Source organism: Rhodopseudomonas sp., from assembly GCF_048594845.1.
GTDB lineage: Bacteria > Pseudomonadota > Alphaproteobacteria > Rhizobiales > Xanthobacteraceae > Rhodopseudomonas.
On the sequence record NZ_JBMDXE010000056.1, the window covers coordinates 1 to 18,727 of the forward strand.

General features: G+C 64.8%; 13 protein-coding genes and 1 pseudogene. 8 read left to right on the top strand and 6 right to left on the bottom strand.

What is annotated here, in order from left to right; genetic code table 11:
• Nucleotides 1-165, top strand: a pseudogene (locus ACOJTD_RS02940) (long-chain fatty acid--CoA ligase); the annotation flags it as partial.
• Nucleotides 166-511: 346 nt separating this feature from the next.
• On the opposite strand, the gene ACOJTD_RS02945 reads toward ACOJTD_RS02940, so the two are convergent.
• From ACOJTD_RS02945 to ACOJTD_RS02955, 3 genes are read right to left on the bottom strand one after another with little or no spacing between them, the layout of a single operon-like run.
• Nucleotides 512-1,495, bottom strand: coding sequence for an ABC transporter permease (locus tag ACOJTD_RS02945; RefSeq protein ID WP_420131447.1), 984 nt, complete (start codon nt 1,493-1,495; stop codon nt 512-514).
• Entirely contained in the window at nt 1,492-3,069 is a 1,578-nt protein-coding gene (locus tag ACOJTD_RS02950) for a sugar ABC transporter ATP-binding protein (RefSeq protein WP_420131448.1), read from the bottom strand. The genes ACOJTD_RS02945 and ACOJTD_RS02950 overlap by 4 nt, the downstream gene beginning before the upstream one ends.
• A gap of 14 nt (nt 3,070-3,083) precedes the next feature.
• Nucleotides 3,084-4,079, bottom strand: a complete 996-nt coding sequence (locus ACOJTD_RS02955; protein WP_420131449.1) for a sugar ABC transporter substrate-binding protein — start codon at nt 4,077-4,079, stop codon at nt 3,084-3,086.
• 272 nt (nt 4,080-4,351) lie between these two features.
• On the opposite strand from ACOJTD_RS02955, the gene ACOJTD_RS02960 reads away from it, so the two are divergent.
• The 3 genes from ACOJTD_RS02960 (at nt 4,352) to ACOJTD_RS02970 (ending at nt 8,388) form a co-directional block, all read left to right on the top strand.
• Nucleotides 4,352-5,371, top strand: coding sequence for a LysR family transcriptional regulator (locus ACOJTD_RS02960; RefSeq protein ID WP_420131450.1), 1,020 nt, complete (start codon nt 4,352-4,354; stop codon nt 5,369-5,371).
• 127 nt (nt 5,372-5,498) lie between these two features.
• The gene (locus tag ACOJTD_RS02965; protein ID WP_420131451.1) at nt 5,499-6,260 is read left to right on the top strand and encodes a cysteine hydrolase family protein; all 762 of its coding nucleotides are present in this window, start codon (nt 5,499-5,501) and stop codon (nt 6,258-6,260) included.
• 481 nt (nt 6,261-6,741) lie between these two features.
• Nucleotides 6,742-8,388: a gamma-glutamyltransferase family protein gene (locus ACOJTD_RS02970; RefSeq protein WP_420131457.1), complete on the top strand. Its 1,647-nt coding sequence runs from the start codon at nt 6,742-6,744 to the stop codon at nt 8,386-8,388.
• A 117-nt stretch (nt 8,389-8,505) separates the two neighbouring features.
• Here ACOJTD_RS02970 and ACOJTD_RS02975 read toward each other — a convergent pair whose 3' ends face one another.
• Complete coding sequence (locus ACOJTD_RS02975; protein WP_420131452.1) at nt 8,506-9,387, bottom strand: LysR family transcriptional regulator; 882 nt, start codon at nt 9,385-9,387, stop codon at nt 8,506-8,508.
• Complete coding sequence (locus ACOJTD_RS02980; RefSeq protein WP_420131453.1) at nt 9,384-10,439, bottom strand: YeiH family protein; 1,056 nt, start codon at nt 10,437-10,439, stop codon at nt 9,384-9,386. Before ACOJTD_RS02980 ends, ACOJTD_RS02975 begins: the two co-directional genes overlap by 4 nt.
• A gap of 295 nt (nt 10,440-10,734) precedes the next feature.
• On the opposite strand from ACOJTD_RS02980, the gene ACOJTD_RS02985 reads away from it, so the two are divergent.
• The 4 genes from ACOJTD_RS02985 to ACOJTD_RS03000 all read left to right on the top strand — a co-directional run bounded on the left by ACOJTD_RS02985 (nt 10,735) and on the right by ACOJTD_RS03000 (nt 17,384).
• Entirely contained in the window at nt 10,735-11,616 is an 882-nt protein-coding gene (locus ACOJTD_RS02985; protein ID WP_420131454.1) for a hypothetical protein, read from the top strand.
• A gap of 92 nt (nt 11,617-11,708) precedes the next feature.
• Entirely contained in the window at nt 11,709-14,495 is a 2,787-nt protein-coding gene (gene ppc / locus ACOJTD_RS02990) for a phosphoenolpyruvate carboxylase (protein WP_420131458.1), read from the top strand.
• 311 nt (nt 14,496-14,806) lie between these two features.
• The gene (locus ACOJTD_RS02995; protein WP_420131455.1) at nt 14,807-15,637 is read left to right on the top strand and encodes a glyoxalase superfamily protein; all 831 of its coding nucleotides are present in this window, start codon (nt 14,807-14,809) and stop codon (nt 15,635-15,637) included.
• 421 nt (nt 15,638-16,058) lie between these two features.
• Nucleotides 16,059-17,384, top strand: a complete 1,326-nt coding sequence (locus ACOJTD_RS03000; RefSeq protein WP_420131456.1) for an OmpA family protein — start codon at nt 16,059-16,061, stop codon at nt 17,382-17,384.
• Nucleotides 17,385-17,594: 210 nt separating this feature from the next.
• Here the strand turns inward: ACOJTD_RS03000 and ACOJTD_RS03005 are convergent, their stop codons facing one another.
• On the bottom strand, nt 17,595-18,509 hold the full coding sequence (locus ACOJTD_RS03005) for an SDR family NAD(P)-dependent oxidoreductase (RefSeq protein WP_119859305.1): 915 nt from the start codon (nt 18,507-18,509) through the stop codon (nt 17,595-17,597).
• Nucleotides 18,510-18,727 lie beyond the last annotated feature (218 nt).

Sequence of the window (18,727 nt, forward strand, 5' to 3'; positions counted from 1 at the left end):
CTGGAGGAGGCGTACATCCGCGATCAGCTGAAGCACGCGCTGGCCGGCTATAAGGTGCCGAAGCATATCCAGATTATGACCGAGCTGCCGCGCGAAGACTCCGGCAAAATTTTCAAGCGCCGCCTGCGCGATCCATATTGGGCGCAAGCGGGGCGGACGATTTGAGGGGCCGCTGTTTCCCCAGGAAGGAAACAGAACCTCTCCGTCATTGCGAGGAGCGAAGCGACGAAGCTATCCAGCTCAGTGTACCGGGCTGGATTGCTTCGCTCGCAATGACGTGCTTCATTGCTAAGCAGTGCGTCATGCCCGGGCTTGTCCCTCTGCAGGGCCGGAGCCCTTTTTGGCGCCGCGAAGGCCCTGCCATCCACGCCTTCCACTTGGTTTTAGACGGCGCGCGGTTCAACGGGTGAGAACCAAGTTACTTCCCGTTGCCGGGCGCTTCAATCGACTGATCGGGGCAGGCGGCTGAGGCGGGGCGTGCCTCTCCCGATCTTGTGGGGCTCTCGTCCAGTCATCGCCTGCTGGCGTAGCGCTGTAGTCCGGTGTCGAGCGCCAGCGCGGCGACGATGATCGCGCCCTTGATGATGGACTGATAGTACGGACTGATGTCCAGCAGGATGAACCCGTTGGAGATCGTCGCGATGATGCCGAGGCCGACGGCCGTGCGCCACATCGCGCCGACGCCGCCCGAAAGCGATGTGCCGCCCACCACCACGATGGTCAGCACGTCGAACAGGACACTGGGGTCGAGATTGGCTTGAGCCGAACTCAGTTGCGAGGCCGCGATGCTACCGGCGAGGCCGACGCATCCGCCGAGCAGCACGTAGGTGCTGGCGACGACCGCGCGGACCCGGATTCCGGAAAGCTTGGCGGCCTCGTAATTGCCTCCCACCGCGTAGATCGCTTCGCCATAGACGGTGCGGCTCAACACGAAGCCAAGCGCCAGGATGATGACGACGAATAGGGCGCCGGAATACGGAACGCCGTGCCACCGTCCCGCGCCCAGAACGGAGAAGCTTTCGTTCGACACCAGAAATGCGGCATTCTGAGTGAGCACCAGCGCCACCCCGTTGATGATGAAACCGGTACCGACCGTGGTGATGAACGGGTTGATGCGGACGACAGCGACCAGCAGGCCGTTGGCGAGGCCGAACAGCAGGCCTGCCGCGATGGCCGCTGCGAACGCGGCCCCCGGCGGATAGCTCTGTCCCACGTAGGCGGCGATCACCGCGCACAGCGAGTAACCCGAGGCGATCGACAGATCGAAGCCGCCGGTCAGGATCACGAAGGTCATCGCGGCCGCCATGATGCCGGCGGGCGCCCACTGCGACAGCATGTTGAACAGGTTCTGCTGCGAGATGAATGCTGGATTTCCGGCGGTTACGACGACCAGCAGCAGCACCAGCGTGAGGATGATGCCGTAGGTCCGGATAAGCCGCGAGAAGTTCAGGTTCAACGAGAACGACGGCGGTGTCTGCGTGGTCAATTGCGTCACTGCAACGCTCCATTGCTGGTTCTGTCGTCCACGGCGAAGATCAGCGACAGAATGCGTTCGACGCTGGCTTCGGAACGATCGAGAATGGCGAGCTGACGGCCCTTCATCAGCACCAGAACCCTGTCGGAATGCTCCACCACCTCCTCGAGATCGGAGGAGACCAGGATCACTCCCATGCCATCCGCGGAGAGCTTGCGGATGGTCGTGAAGATCTCCTGCTTGGCGCCGAGATCGATCCCGCGCGTCGGCTCGTCGAGCAGCAGAAGGCGGGGCTTACGATGCAGCCATTTGCCGAGCACCAATTTCTGCTGGTTGCCGCCGGACAGATGCAAGGCGTCGAAATCGAGACGTTCGCGCTTGAAGCCCAGCCTGTCCGCCAGGCGCTCGCCCTCACGACGGCGTTTGGCGAAGTCGATCAGTTGCCCCCGCGCGATCGATTTCATATCCGCCAGCAGGAGGTTACTGAGCGAAGAGCGGGACAGCACCAGCCCCTGACGCTTGCGGTCTTCCGGCGCCAGCGCAATTCCCGCCTCGATCGCGCGGCGCACCGTGAGTGGCAGCGCATGGTCTAGGCCGCCGATCGATACGTGGCCTCGCGCGGTTGGCTCCGCACCTGCGATGGCTTGCAGCAATTCGGATCGGCCGGAGCCAACGAGGCCCGCGATGCCGAATACTTCGCCCTCGCGAACGTCGAAACTGATGCTCCCGACCCGACCTGGAACCGACAGTTCGGCGACCTCGAGCAGCGGCCCGCCGAGCGCCACGCTCCTGCGGCCGAGGGTGCCAATCTCGACGCCCTCCAGCATGGTCTGCACCAGCGTGTGCTTGCTCCACTCGGCCGAGGGGCGAGTGTCGACCAACTGTCCCTCGCGCATCACCGAGACCCGGTCGCAGAGCCGCAGGACTTCGTCCAGATCGTGCGAAATGAAGACGATCGACACCTGCGAGGCCTTCAGCCGCGCGATCAGTTCGTACAGCCGCGTCCGTTCGACCGGGCCGAGCGGTGCCGTCGGCTCGTCCATGATCAGGATGTTGCGATTGGCCTGGACGCCCCGCATCACCTCCAGCATCTGCTGATTGGCGACCGACAGCGTGTCAGCCTTCACGTCTGGATCGATCTCGACGCCCATCCGGCGGGCGAGGGCCTTGAATTCCGCCAGCATCCTGCGACGGTTGGTGACCCAGCCCCGATGCGGCACGTTGCCAAGAAATACGTTGGACGCTGCCGACAGCTGCGGAACGATCGTCAGCTCCTGGTAGATCGCCGCGATCCCGGCGGTCTTCTGACGCCGCGGATCGTCGAATAGAAACGGCTCCCCCTCGATCTCCAATTCGCCTTCATCGGGAAATTCGGCCCCAGTGAGGACGCGGATGAAGGTCGACTTGCCGGCGCCGTTGGCTCCGACCAAACCGTGGACTTCTCCGGTGTCGAGCTGGAAGTTGACATTCCTGAGCGCGTGAACACCTGGGAAGGTCTTGCTGACGTTCCGGACCTTGATTGCGACGGTGGACTTGACGAGCCGGTCGGTTTCGTCGGATCGGCTTGCGGCGAGCCCTCGATCGGGCACGGTCATGCTACACGTCCATATCAGTAGTTCGGCTTGTATTTATCGGCGTTGTCCTTGGTGATCAGGGTTGTGCCGGTTGTCTCCACGATCTCCGGCAGCAGCGCCTCGTCGATATGCGCATTGATCGGCTTGCCTTCGAGCGCGAGCATCAGGGCGGCTGCTCCGTAATACGACTCCTGATACGGCAGGTAGGCGTAGGTGAACTCCCACTTGCCCGCCTTCACCTTGTCGACGCCGAGCTTGGTCGCGCCGCCGGAGAAGATCTTGACGTCCTTGCCTGGCGTCTTGCCGCTCGCGATCACCGCCTGCTCGACACCGCGTGTCTCATCGTCCCAAGGCGAGATCACGATGCTGATGTTGGGATGCGCAAGGAACGCGTTCTGGATCACCTTCAGCGCGATCCGCGGATCGAAATTGCCGGGTTCGTCGACCACGACCTTGACGTTGGGATGCTTGGCGGCGGCCTTCTTAATGGCGTTCTCCCAATAGGTGAACAGGTCCGATCCGACGAAGCCGCCGACTGCGGCGACCTCGCACTTGTCCTTGCAGGTAGCGAACGCCTTGTCGAGGAAGTTGTCGAAATGCATCGGTCCCTGCATCGTCAGGGTGGCGGCGAGGCCGGGCGTGTAGTCGGGGTCGCCGCACATCGCGATATCGATCGATACGACGGGCTTTCCGGTCGGCTTCAGCAGGCGGTTGTAGATCCCGCATCCCGGCTGCGCGGCCGCCGGTCCGAACAGATAGCCGTCGAATCCTTCGGTGACGGCGTTCTCGACCACCTTGGCCTGAGTGGCCGGATTGAAGTTCGCATCGAAGATCTTGTACTCGAATCCGTATTTCGCTGCGGCGGCCTTCAATCCTTCGAGCCGCGCGATGCAATAGGGGTTGTCGACGCATTCGGTCAGATAGGCGATGCGATACTTCTTGCTCGGCTTGGCGTTGGATCGGTCATAATCGACCACGGCTTTCGCTGCCGGCGACATCTCAACTGCGAACGAGCGGGACGGTGAGCTCATGAAGGCCGTCAAACAAACGAGTGAGACGGCCGCAAAGCGCAAGATGCAGCTTCTCGCAAATTCACCGGAGATCATCGTCCAATCCTTTCCCGAGACAACTGATATCAATCAGTCTGTCCATGAGTGAAGCCGCTGTCGCATGAGTTGTAGTTGTCCAGCGTCGCATCCCGGAACGACGCTCAGTAACGACATCAAATGGTTTTGCTCCACGAGTTAAAAGAGCTATGTTAGAAACGGCGGCATCGGCAAAACCGAATGAACGTGAACCTTTCTTGAGCAGTCTGCTGGTGAGGATGCCTACGAAACAGCAAAACCCGGCTTCGAAGCGATCGATCGCTGAGCGTTTCGCCAGTTCGGTTTCGCTGCGACAGATCCGTTATTTCATCGCGGTTGCCGAGTCCGGAAAGATCAGCGCCGCCGCGGCGATGGTCGGAATTTCACCATCGGTGGTCACAGAGGCGATCGCGACGCTCGAAGCGCTATCGGGGACATCGCTGTTTACGCGCCTGCCGCGCGGTCTCGAACTCACTTACGAGGGACACCGCCTTCTCGCCCATGCACGCAACGTTTTGTCGGCGGTGGAAGCGGCCGGCGCTGCGATCGTTCGGCCGGAAAGCGACATCACCGGGTCCATTTCGCTCGGCGCGACGATCACCGTGATGGGCTATTTCATCGCCCCGTTCCTGGCGCGCTTCAAACGTATTTATCCGAACGTCGAGATCAACGTCGTCGAAGCCCAGCGCCCGGAGATCGAGCGGGGATTGCTCGACGGACGCCTGGACATCGCCGTGATGCTGACCTCGAATCTGAGCGAGCGGCACCGGCTGCTCGCGCATACGCTGGTGAGTTCGATGCGCCGGCTCTGGCTGCCCGCGCAGCACCCTTTTCTGTATCGCGACGTCGTCACGCTCGCCGACATCGCCCCGTTGCCGTACGTCCAGCTGTTGATCGACGATGCGGAAGCTTCGACGGCGAACTACTGGCGAAAGCACGGCGGCGCGCCGAACGTCGTGGTGCGCACCGAATCGGTGGAGGCGGTCCGCAGCCTGATCGCTAACCGTCAGGGCGTCACCATTCTCTCCGACATGATGTACCGGACCTGGTCGCTTGAAGGCGATCGCATCGAGGTGCGTGAAGTCGACGCCGATATTCCGATGATGACCACCGGCGTCGTGTGGCCGCGGGATCGGCCGTTGTCGACCGCTGCGGAAACCTTTCTGGGGTTCTGCCGGATGGACAGCGATTTGTTGCGAAGTCAGGCCCATCGCACCATGCCGCCGCCCTCTGCGTGAGGCGATGGCATGGGCCTTGCTTAGCCCGGAGCGCAGTAATCGCTCTAGGGAGCCTCCAATGTCATCCGCTTCTGCAACGCCGACGTCTCAGCCTGTTAGTTCCATTCATCCTGCCGGGTCGGCGCCGATGGCGCGCCTCGGACGCGGTGCCTACCCGTGGCGAGTCAGTCCGAAGCAGGTCGACCTTGCCGCCGAGCCGGCGCCCGTGGTGCGGATGGACATAGCCGCGGAACCGCAGAACGTCACCGTCGATCTCAACCGCACGGCCTTCATCGTTGTCGACATGCAGAACGATTTCTGTGCGCCCGGCGGCTGGGTGGACTATCTCGATGCCGACCTGTCTCCGGAGCGGGCGCCGATCGGGCCGCTGCAGGCGGTGCTACCCGCGCTGCGGAAGCACAAAGTGCCGATCATCTGGCTGAACTGGGGCAACCGCGCCGATCAGGCCAACCTGCCGCCGACGATCCTCTATGTGTTCAACAACGACGGCAACGGCCTTGGGATCGGGGGCGTGCATCCCAAGACCGGCGCCAAAGTGCTGGAGAAGGGAAGTTGGTCCGCGGCTGTGGTCGACGAGCTCGAGCAGCTGCCGGGAGACATTCACGTCGACAAGTATCGGATCAGCGGGTTCTGGGACACGCCGCTCGATAGCATTCTCCGCAATCTCGGCATCACCACGGTGATGTTCGGAGGCGTCAATACCGATCAATGCGTGATGCACACCCTGACCGACGCGCATTTCCTTGGATACAACTGCATCCTGGTCGAGGATTGCTGCGGCACCACGTCGCCTGAGTTCTGCGTCCAGGCGACCCTGTGGAACATCAAGACCTGCTTCGGGTTCGTTGCGTCGTCGAAGAGCGTCGTCGACGCCGCCGTGCGGGTGTAACACTCAAGTTGAGTTGCCCGCGTCGTCGCGCCACTCCCCGCGCAGCCCTGAGGCCGTGCGGGGATTTGCGTATGGTCTGATCCGAGTCACCGGCTCGGCCGATCACGTGCAGTCTGCTTCATTTCATCGTCCGATCGATTTTATTATTGCGGCTCGAGAGCGATCGACAGACCGCCCGTTGACGGCCGTTGTGCTCAGCCAGCGATCACGGTCGTTCGGCTTTTCCGATCAGAGCGTTCCGAAACTACGTCTGTTAGGCCTTGCCGAACTGTCCAATGCTGCGGACGGTTTGGTGGTTGATAGCACGCCGATCGCGATGGCGGCGTCCCAGTGTAAGGTGCTGATGATCGTGCATTCGACGAGCGAGCGGAGCTTCCGAGTCACATCCACGGACGGCACTTGCTTCTATCCCCGCGTGTTCGGACGGCGCGGCGTGATCGCGACCCACCATTATCTGTCGGCGGATGCCGGCCTCGACATCATGAAGTCCGGCGGCAACGCTATCGACGCAGCGATTTCCGCCACACTGGTCGAAGGCTTGCTCAACCCCAACATGCATACGATCGGCGGCGAATGTCCGATTCTGATTGCGCCCGCGGGCGGCGGGGAGGTCGTCTGCATCAACGGCAACATGATGGCTCCGGCGAAAGCAACCCCGTCCGCCTTCAAGGATCGCGGGCACGACAGGATTCCGGCGGAAGGGATTCTCGCGGCGGGTGTTCCGGGAGCGCTTGGGGCGCTCGTGGTGGCGGCGCAGCGGTTCGGCCGCAAGACGTTCGAGGAACTCTCGGCGCGGGCGCTGGATCTGGCGAGCAACGGCTTCCCCGTGCACAGCGGGCTGCTGCATCAGCACAAGTTCGGCTTGATCGACAACCGGGATAAATTCAACGCCCACTGGCCGGGCAGTGCGGCGCTGTATCTGCGTAACGGCGTGGTGCCGCGCGAGGGCGCGACTCTGAAGAACCCGGCGTTTGCCGATACGATCGGCCATCTGGTCCGGGCCGAGCGCGCAGCCGGCGGCTCGCGCGAGTGGCGGCTGCAGGCGGTGTTCGACGCCTTCTACAAAGGAGACGTCGCGGCGAAGATAATCAGCTATTCCGACGCAGAGGATGGGCTGCTGACGCGTGACGATTTCGATGCGTTCGAGATTCCGGTCGAGCAGCCGGTCGCGATCGACTTTCATGGCGCGCGGATCTTCAAGACCGATGCCTGGACCCAGGGGCCCGCGCTGCTGCAGACGCTGTCGATCCTAAAATCGTTCGATCTCCGATCGCTCGCGCACAACGGCACCGACTACGTTCACCTCGTCACCGAGGCGATGAAGCTGGCGTTCGCCGACCGCGAGCAGTACTACGCGGACACGCGACAGGTCGACGTACCAACCGCCGCGTTGCTTGCGGACGATTATGGACGCCGCCGCGCGTTGCTGATCGATCCGCGACGGGCGTCCCTGGAGATGCGGCCGGGGCAGCCCTCGGACGGCCTCGTGCTGTCACGGGACAAGCGCCACGCGACCGCGCCCTGGGGCGCTGGGACGGTCCACATCGATGCGATGGACGACGAAGGCAACGCTTGCGCGTTCACACCGAGCGGGGCGTGGATCAAATCCGCCGAAGTAATTCCGGACCTCGGCTTTCCGCTCGGCAACCGGCTCTCCAATTGCTGCCTCGGTCCGGTCGATCATCCGAACGTGGTGGCGCCGCGCAAGCGGCCGAGGACGACGATCAGCCCGACTATCGTGACCAGGGACGGCAGGCCCTGGATCGCATGCGGCAGCATGGGAGGAGATCAGCAGGATCAGTGGCAGATTCAGTTTCTGCTCAATCGCCTGGTGTTCGGCATGTCGGTGCAGGCCGCGATCGAAGCGGCCAAATTCTCCAGCGAACATTTTCCCGGGTTCTTCGCGCCGCAAGACAGCTTCCCCGCGCGCCTGCGCGTCGAAGCCCGCATCGGCGAGGCGACACTCAACGGCCTCCACGCGCTGGGCCACGACGTCTCGATCGCGCCGGATTGGTCGGAGGGCTTCGTTCTCGCGGCCGAACGGCACGAGGATGGCATGCTGGAGGCCGGATGCGACCCGCGTGGGGTCAAGGCCGAGGTGTTTCCCGCGGCCGCGGCGGCCTGGTAGGCCGCGCGTCGCTCCGCTGGGATGTCGTGAACGCTACCATCCGCGCGCTCGATCTTCTGGCCTATCCGCGGTGACGAAGCGCGGGTCTTCGGACTCGCCATAGGGCATTTGGCGAGACTAATCAGCCCGGAGCACGTCCATCATTGCTTGCACGGCTTTGCTCGCGGTGTGCTCCTTGTGGCGCAGTAAATAGAACGAGCGGCCGGGGAGGTCGAGGCGGACGCGGTGGAGGGTGCCGGCGGCGAGCGAGGGGGCGGCGACGAGGTCGGAGATCGCGGTGGCGCAGTCCGACTGTTCGACCGCGGCGCGCAGGGCCTCGTTGGATGGCAGTTCGAGCCGGACATCGAGATCGTCGAGCGCGATACCGGCGCGGCGTAGCGCGGCTTCGAACAGCGCGCGGGTGCCCGAGCCGCGTTCGCGCAGCACCCAGCCGGTGCTGGTCAGCTTGCTCGCGGCGAGACGGGACTGGCCGGCCCAGGGATGCTGCGATCCAACCACGATCGCCAGCGTGTCTCCGCCAATGCGGCTGGCACTCAGCGCCGGATCGTCGACTTCGCCCTCGACCGCGCCGAGGTCGGCGCGGCCGTCGTGGACGGCTTCGGCGACTTGCTCGGTATTGGCGATTGACACCTGCAGCGCGATGCCCGGATAGCTTTGCTGAAACGCCAGCAGGCGCGGAGGCAGCCAGTAATTACCCACGGTCTGGCTCGCCGCAAGCGACAGCGCGCCGCGCCTCAGCCCGGCCAGATCGTCGAGCGCCTGCGCGGCTGCCTTGGCGCGGCCGACCACCGCGCGGGCCTCGCCGAGAAATTCACGGCCGGCCTGAGTGAGTACGATGCCGCGACCGACGCGGTCGAACAGCTTAACGTCGTAACGCGCTTCCAGCGCGGCGATCGCCGCGCTGGTGGCCGATTGCGTCAGGTTGAGTTCGCCGGCGGCGCGCGTCATATGCTGCTGCTCGGCGACCGCGATGAAGATGCGCAGTTGCTCCAGTGTCATCCGTGCCATCCTGTGAGCTTGATCAGCGTCAGCGAGAAGCTGGCGACGAACAGCGCGGCGGCGAGGCTGAGCAAAGCCGGCCGCAGACCACGCGCCGCGAGCTTACGCAAATCGGTTTCCAGCCCCATCGCCGCCAGCGCCATCGACAGCATGAAGGTGGTAAGCGCGACGATTTCTCTCTTCACGCCGCTCGGGATCGTCACGAAGTGGTTCACGCCGATCATCGCCACGAAGCCGAGCACGAACCATGGCATTGGCGGCGCAGCCTGGCCGACGTTGTCCTGCGTATGGCGAAGGCGGGTGCGGGCCAGCAGGCCGAGCCCGATCACCAGCGGGGCCAGCATCGCGACGCGCGACAGCTTGGCGATGGTGCCGAACTCGCCGGCGTCGGGGCCGGACTGGAACGCCGCAGCGACGACCTGGGCGATCTCGTGGATCGAGGCGCCGGTCCACAAGCCGAAGCTGCGGGGGTCGAGGCTCAGCGGGCCGGCGAGCAGCGGCAGTGCGATCATCGCGGCGGAGCCGAACACGGTTACGCAGGCGACGCCGTAAGCGACGTCTTCGTCGTCGGCGCGGGTGACCGTGTTGGTGGCGATGATCGCCGAGGCGCCACAGATCGAGGTGCCCGCGGCGATCAGCTCGGTGAGCTTGCGGTCGACGCCGAGCCGACGGCCGAGCCAGACCGTGAAGCCAAAGGTGGCGAGCAGCGCTGCGGCGATGATCGCCAGCCCTTCGCCGCCGACTTCGATCAGTTGGTCGGTGGTAAGCTGCAGGCCAAGCAGGATGATGGCGAAGCGCAGTACGCGGCGCAGGCTGAATTTGACGCCGGGCAGCGCCCAGGCGGGGGTACCGACCAGATTATGGCCGACTATGCCGATCACGATCGCCAGCAGCATCGGGCTGAGATTGGCTGCGCCGGGCAGCGCATGCATGACGGTGGCCGCCGCCGCGATCGCAGCCGCGAGCAACACCCCTGGCGCGATGGCGGTGACATGGTGGGCGAAATGGGCAGGGCGATGGTGATCGACATGGGCATTCAAGGGCGTGGTCATGGCGCAACTCCTCTGGCCGAGGCACTCCGCGCCAATTTCATTCATGAATCAAACGTATTGGTTTTGTGATTTCAACAACAATGATCGATCCATTGTGCGCGCGACGATCGGCGCTGGAACCTGGGCGGGGTGGCGCTGTTGGCTCCCGAACGGATCGCCGATGCGCGGCCGGAAGCCGCATCCGGCACCTTGCGGATCGCGCAACCTCCGCAGCGGGGCAGAGCGTGATAGGGTGGCACCGTCTCGATCTGTCTGTCGACCGCCAGCCGCAAGGCCAGCTTCAGGAGCTTCGATCATGACCGGCGTGGACTATGACACTCCCTCCGCACGCAAATGGCATTCCGGGTTCGGCGGCTTCCTGCTGCGGGACTGGCCTTATGTGCTGATGCTGCTGCTATCGCTCGGCGGCGTGGCCTACACCAGCTTCAATCCGACCGGGCTGTATTGGGTGCTGATCACGCCGCTGTTCGGGCTGATCTGCGTGATCGCGCGCTGGCCGCATGTCGTCGGCCGCGACGAGCACATTCATCTGGTCATCTCGCAGGCGCTGCACTGGGCTGCCGTACTGGTGACGATGCAACTGATGTCGCTGCAGGTGCTGCGTAACGTCACCGGCGTGGCGTCCGCGCTCAGCGTGCTGACGCTGCTGGCGCTCGGCACCTTCAGCGCCGGTCTTCACATCCGATCGTGGAAGGTCAGCGTCGTCGGTTTTCTGCTTGGCCTCAGCGTGCCGGCGGCCGCGCTGCTGCAGCAGTCGGCGCTGTTGATCGTTCTGGTGGTGGCCGTGCTGATCGCGATCGCCGTGCCGTTCGTGTGGATGCGTGCGCGGTCGGCCGTTGGTCCGGAGCATCCGCTGTACGAAGCGCCGACGCGCGCCGAGACGACGCCGATGACCGCGACGCCCACCGCGCCCGTGGCGCAGGCAACCGGGTTCGAGCCGCCGCTGTTCGATCCGCCGGAAACCACGCCAGCGCCACGGTCCTCGCTGCACGATCCGGTGCTGCCGCCGCGCCCCGCCGCGCCGCCCCCGGTCGGCACCGTTGAGCCGGGGCCGACGACCGAAACGGTGCTACCGGAGACGAGGGTCCCCGAGCCGCCGCGCGATCCGGCAGTCCCCACGGCGGAAGAGGGAGAAGCAAAATCTGACAACGTGCGACCGCTGTTCGGCGGCCGTTGACGGACGGGTGAGCGGCCGGCCCGCGGGTTGATCTTGCGTGCGGCGCACAATCGGTCAGGATGGGGATCGCCAGCCTGGAGTGTGCGATGACCATGACCTTGCCGACGGAGCCCGAAACGCTTCCCAACCGCGCCGATGAAGGCGCGCTGACCGAAGAAGAGATCAGGCTGCGCAACGACATCCGGCTGCTCGGCCGGATTTTGGGTGACACCGTCCGCGACCAGGAAGGCGCCGCGGTGTTCGACCTGGTTGAGCTGATCCGCCAGACCTCGATTCGCTTCCACCGCGATGAGGACAAGACAGCGCGCAGCGAGCTTGAAGCGATCCTCGACGGCCTATCGGCGTCGGACACAGTCAAGATCGTCCGCGCATTCAGTTACTTCTCGCACCTCGCCAACATCGCCGAAGATCAGACTAACATCCGCCAGATGCGGGCGGGATCGACCGCGGGCTCGGCGCCGCGCGCCGGCATGCTGGCCAAGACACTGAAGCACGCCCGTGAGGAGGGCATCGACGCCCGCGCGCTGCGCGACTTCTTCAAGACCGCGCTGGTCGGCCCGGTGCTGACCGCGCATCCGACCGAGGTGCGGCGCAAGAGCACGATGGACCGCGAGATGGAAATCGCCGCGCTGCTCGACCAGCGCGACCGCGTCCAGCTCACCGCCGACGAATGGGCGCAGAACGAGGAGCAATTGCGCCGCGCGGTGCTGACGCTGTGGAAGACCAATCTGCTACGCCGGACCAAGCTCACCGTGCTCGACGAGGTCACCAATGGCCTGTCGTTCTACGACTACACCTTCCTGCACGAGGTGCCGCGGCTGTACGGCGCGCTAGAGGACCAACTCGCGGCTGAGGACGGCAGCAGCGAGGAGCTGGCGAGCTTCTTGCGCATGGGCAGCTGGATCGGCGGCGACCGCGACGGCAATCCGTTCGTCACCTCCGAGGTGCTACAGGGTACGCTGCAGCTGCAGAGCGCGCGGGTGCTTCGCTATTACCTGGACGAGCTGCACGAGCTCGGCTCCGAGCTGTCGCTGGCGTCGCATCTGGCGCCCATCAGCGACGAGGTCCGCGCGCTGGCGGAGCGCTCGCCCGATCATTCGCCGCATCGCCGCTACGAGCCGTATCGGCTCGCGGTGTCCGGCATCTACGCCCGGCTCGCCGCGACGGCGACGCGGCTGAACATCGACAGCGTGCGCGCGCCGGTCGGCGAGGCCGAGGCGTATGACAGCGTGCACGCCTTCAAGGCCGATCTCGACGTGATCCACCATTCGCTGGTCAACACCAATGCGACGGTGATCGCGCGCGGCCGGCTGCGGCGGCTGCGCCGCGCCATCGACTGCTTCGGCTTCCATCTCGCCAGCCTCGACATGCGGCAGAATTCCGCGGTGCACGAGCGCACCATGACCGAGCTGATCGACGCCGCCCACCCGGGCAAGTCCTACGCGGCGATGACCGAGGACCAGCGTGTTGCGCTGCTCACCGCCGAGCTGCGTAGCGCCCGGCCGCTGACGTCGCTGTTCGTCAAATATAGCGACGAGACCGTCGGCGAACTCGCGGTGTTCCGCCAGGCCGCGGTAGCACATGCGACTTACGGCGCGCGGTCGATCCCGCAATGTATCATCTCGATGACCAAGGGCGTCTCCGACCTGCTCGAAGCCGCGGTGCTGCTGAAGGAGGCAGGGCTGCTCGGGCCGACCGGCCGTAGCGCGATCAACATCGTGCCGCTATTCGAAACCATCGAGGATCTGCAGGCCTGCGCCAAGATCATGGACCGGCTGCTCGGCATTCCGGAATATCGCCGGCTGGTCGACAGCCGCGGCGGCGTCCAGGAGGTGATGCTCGGCTACTCGGACAGCAACAAGGACGGCGGCTTCGTCACCTCCGGGTGGGAGCTGTACAAGGCCGAGATCGGGCTGATCGAGGTGTTTGAGCATCATGGCGTGCGGTTGCGGCTGTTCCACGGCCGCGGCGGCTCGGTGGGCCGCGGCGGCGGCCCGAGCTACGACGCCATCGTGGCGCAGCCCGGCGGCGCGGTGAACGGCCAGATCCGCATCACGGAGCAGGGCGAGATCATCACCAGCAAGTACTCGAACCGCGAAGTCGGCCGCAACAATCTCGAGATTCTCGCCGCCGCGACGCTGGAAGCCAGCCTGCTACAGCCCAAGCGCGTCGCGCCGCATGCCGACTATCTCGAAGCGATGGAGCAGATCTCCGCGCTGGCGTTCAAGGCGTATCGCGGTCTGGTCTACGAGACCGACGGCTTCGTCGATTACTTCTGGGCCTCGACGGTGATCAATGAGATCGCCACGCTGAACATCGGCAGCCGCCCGGCGTCGCGCAAGAAGACCCGCGCGATCGAGGATCTGCGCGCCATCCCCTGGGTATTCTCATGGGCGCAATGCCGGCTGATGCTGCCGGGTTGGTACGGCTTCGGCAGTGCCGTCGAAGCCTGGGTGGTGCAGCACCCCGACAAGGGCGTGGCGTTCCTGCGCGCGATGTATCAGGAATGGCCGTTCTTCCGCACGCTGCTGTCGAACATGGACATGGTGCTGTCGAAGAGCGCCATCGGGATCGCCTCGCGCTACGCCGAACTGGTCCCCGACGAGAACCTGCGCAACGAGATCTTCGGCCGCATCCGCGCCGAATGGCATGCGTCAATCGACAGCCTGCTGGCCATCATGGGCCACGATCGCCTGCTGCAAGGCAACCCCTTGCTGGAGCGCTCCATCCGCCACCGCTTCCCGTATCTCGACCCGCTGAACCACGTGCAAGTGCAGTTACTTCGCGAGCACCGCAGCCACGATCCCGACGAACAGGTGCTGCGCGGGATTCAGTTGACGATCAACGGGATCTCGGCCGGGTTAAGGAATAGTGGGTGAGGAGTCCGTAGCCGGATTAGCGAAACGATATCTGGGAGTGATGACCCGCATGTCGCTACGGTCACGCGCGTTACTGCGTCACAACGCGCGCATCCGCGTGAAAGCTGGTCCTGCATCAGAGACGCGCGAGCCACATTGACATCAGGCGCGAGGCGCGCGAGCATACTGTCCAGGTAGATGCGACCTGCTGCTTGCGCCCTGCAAAGGGAATGGCGAACGTATCCAGCCACTGTGGCCTTCTTTGCCCGGGTCGAACGGGCCAGTAATGCAAGCGTCTGGCTTTTCCCGTTCGCTCATGCAGAGGCTTACAGATGCGCGATTTCCGCGACGCCAAAGTCATGGCGCAGACGCTTCGTGAGGCGTTGAACGCCAGATCTTATCCCATCACCCACAGCGAGAGCCTCGAGCTTGTCGCCAGGACGCTTGGCTTCCCCGATTGGAATGTCCTGTCGGCGAAAATCCAGGCCGATGCGCCGCCGTCTCGTGCGCAGAGTGAAACCGGCTCGAAGCCGGTTCGCCGAGAGATCGAGATTGATCGCCGTGTGCTCGATCAATACGTCGGCTACTATCGGCTGGGCGATCAAGCCGTGATGACGATCAGTCGTGAAGGCAAGCAGCTGATGTCGCGGCTGACAGGACAGCCGAACGTGCCAATCTACGGGGAAGCGAAGACCAAGTTCTTCGCCAAACTCGTCAATGCCCAGATCAGCTTCATCGTCGATGCCGCCGGCCGGACGACCTCGTTGGTGCTGCGTCAAAATGGCCGCGACATCGAGATGAAGCGGATCGATCGGGCGGAAGCCGCACGGTTGGAGCGAGCGCTCGAACAGAAGGTCGAGAGCCAGTCGCCCAGCGAGGGAACGGAGCAAGCGTTGCGTCGGCTGATCGAGAGCCTGGTCGCAGGCGAGCCGAACTTCGATGATATGAGCGCTCCACTTGCCGAGCTGACCCGGAAGCAATGGCCCGACATCCAAGTCAGCCTCGGCAAAGCCGGCCAGATGCAGTCGCTCCGTTTCATGGGTGTCGCCAGTGGCGGCGTCGATGTGTACTTGGTTCAGCACAAGCATCGCTCGCTGTACTGGCGGATCGGCTTGGACAGCCGGGGAATCATCGTATCGGCTCACTTCAGTCCCGGACTTTAGATAGTCTTCTTCTCGTAAGTTACAGCGCGCGCTGCTGGCGTGCCGGGCAGAGATGCCAAAAAGGCGGATTGCGTATCCGTTACCCCCGGATGAGCGACGCGATATCCGGGGGGGAGCCGCTACGTCGCTTTGCGTGCGCGGGCTCTTGCGCTGCGCATGATTTACGCACCGCTGATCTCGCGTACGCGGTAATTCATTGCCGCGTACCGCACCCCTGTACAGTTCGATCGCGCTAATACCACCGCCCTCTGCCGTCCCTCGCGGCGCCTTGCTCAATCCGTCATCATTCGCAACTACACGCCTGAACTTAAGTCAGATGGTCGCACCTGCGCGGGTGGCGTTAGCTTGCGCGCGGAAAAGCAACAGTTGGACGCGCGCGAGTAGCTCGCAAGTGCGTGCCCGGCGTCGCGGGGGATGTGCGATGATCTATCTGGTGATGCAATATTGGCCGTGGCTGCTGGCCGCGGGGGTGGTTGGAATCGTAACGCCGCTGATCGCAAATGAGGTCGGCTGGGCGGCGGATCTCGAGGATTACTGGCTGATCCGCGTCGGCGTGGTCATTGCTTTCTTGGTGGTGCTGGTCGTGATGCGACTGGCATCGGGTCGGCCGGAGCTGATGCTGGAGGCCGCTGCGGGGCTGATCGTGGCTTATATCCTCGGCGGCATTGTCGGCGGGCTGTCGGTGCAATTGCTACCGGCGCGGTTCGAAGGCTGGTGGGTCGGCTTGTTCGCGACGGGCCTGATTTGGCTGGTATTCGGAATCACGGCGCTGCCGAAGATCGAGCCGGATCTGCGCGAGCGCGTCGCTGAAGTCGTGCAAGCGGCCGGCGCCGACTCTCTGAACTTCGATGTTGCCGGCCGTGACGTATTGCTGCCCGACGATCTCGGTGGGGCGCGGGCGACCCTCAGCGAGCAAATCCTGCAAGTGAAGGGCGTGCGGCTGGTGTCGCAGGTCGAGGAACTGAGCGGTCCGGCGCTGGCGGCGAAAACGGTTGCCAAGCTGCAGGCGGAAGCTGCCGCAAAGGCCGAGGCTGAAGCCAAGGCCAAGGCGGAGGCCGAGGCGCGAGAGGCGGTCGAGAAGGCCGCAGCGGCTAGGGAAATCGCCGCCAAGGCCGCGCGCGAAGCGGCGAAGCACGCCAAGGCGAAGGCCGACGCGGACGCCAAGGAGGCGGCCGCCAAAGCTGCGGCCGAGGCCGCTGCGAAGGAGGCTGCGGCCAAGGAAGCTGCAGCAAGGGAAGCCGCCGAAAAGGACGCGGCTGCCAAGGAGGCCGCAGCCAAAGAAGCTGCTGCTAAGGTCGTGGCGGAGGCCGCCAAGCCCGACCCCGCGCCCGTGGCTGCGGTGGTCCGTACCGCGGACGCGTCGGCAACGGCTTCGATCCCGTCGGTGGAAGCCTGCCAGAACAGTCTGACGGCGCTCGTTGCGGCGCAGAAGATCAATTTCGAGCGGCGCAGCGCCGAGATCGTGCCGGCGTCGCGGCCGGTGCTGAAGGAGCTTGCGGCGGTGATCGCGCATTGCCCGGCGGTACAGATCGAAGTCGCCGGCCACACCGACGCCGCGGGCAAAAAGGCCGCCAACGAGGCGCTGTCGAAGCGCCGGGCCGAGGCGGTGGTCGACAGCCTGACCAAGGTTGGCATCGGCTCAGCCAAGCTCACCGCGGTCGGCTACGGCAGCTCCAAGCCCCTCGCCGCCAATGACAACGCGGAGGGACGGGCGACCAATCGGCGGATCGAGTTCGTGGTGAAGTAATCAGTTCGGCACAGCATCTCCCCATTTCATGGCCGGGCTCGTCCCGCCTGCGCGGCCGAAGCCGCTTCGGCGTGGCGTAGGCCCGGCCATCCATGTCTTGCCACACGCAAGGCCAAAAACGTAGATGCCCGGGACGAGCCCGGGCATGACCGTAGAGGGGTTGCTATTAATCAGCACTTCTCCCCGCAACGCGGGGAGAAGTGAGCACGCTTAGATCGCGTCCCAGTTAAAAATGTCGGCGGAGCGGTCGAGCTTGTAGAACGAGCCCTTGAGCGCCGGCATGCCGTGTTCGGCCAGCGTCTCGCAGGTCCAGCCACCGTCGCGGTGCACCGAGCGGATCGGGCGCGACTGGCCCATCAGGAAGATCTCGTTCATGCGCACGGCGAAGATCTGGCCGGTGACGTCCTTGGCGGCGTCGCCGAGCAGGAACACCGACAGCGGCGCGATCTTTTCCGGGCCCATCTGCTGCATCCGCGCGACGCGGGCCTTCTCGGCCTCGGTCTCGGTCGGAATCGTGCCGATCAGGCGCGACCAGGCGAACGGCGACACGCAGTTGGAGCGGACGTTGAAGCGCTGCATGTCGAGCGCGATCGACTTCGACAGGCCGACGATGCCCAGCTTGGCGGCCGCGTAGTTGGCCTGGCCGAAATTGCCGATCAGGCCAGAAGTCGAGGTGAAGTGCACGAACGAGCCGCTCTCCTGCTCGCGGAACAGCCGCGCGGCAGCGTGCGAGACGTAGAAGGAGCCCATCAGATGGACTTTGATGACCTGCTCGAAGGCGTCGATGCTCATGCGATGGAAGATGGCATCGCGCAGGATGCCGGCGTTGTTCACCACGCCGTCGAGCTTGCCCCAGGTGTCGACAGCCTGCTTGACGATCTTGCTGGCCGGTACCGCCTCGGCGACGCTCTCGAAGTTCGCGACCGCGGTGCCGCCTTCCTTCTTGATCTCTTCGACGACCTGCTCGGCCGGCGAGGCGTCGGTGCCCGAACCGTCGGCGGCGACGCCCGGATCGTTGACGACGACCTTGGCGCCTTCGCGAGCCGCAAGCAGCGCGATCTCGCGGCCGATGCCGCGCCCCGCGCCGGTGACGATGATGACTTTGCCGTCGAGTGCCTTGGCCATGTGTGTCTTCCTTTTTGTTTGTTGGTTGATGCGCTGGCGATCACCTCTCCCCGCGTGCGGGGAGAGGTCGACCCGGCATCGCGCAGCGAAGCCGGGTCGGGTGAGGGGGCGTCTCCACGCCGCCGAGCCTCTCGGCCTCGTAGAGGCGGGGGGGGGGGGGGGGGCGCCGCCCCCCCCCCCCCGCCGGCCCGGCGCGCGCGGCGCCGCCCCGGCCGGGG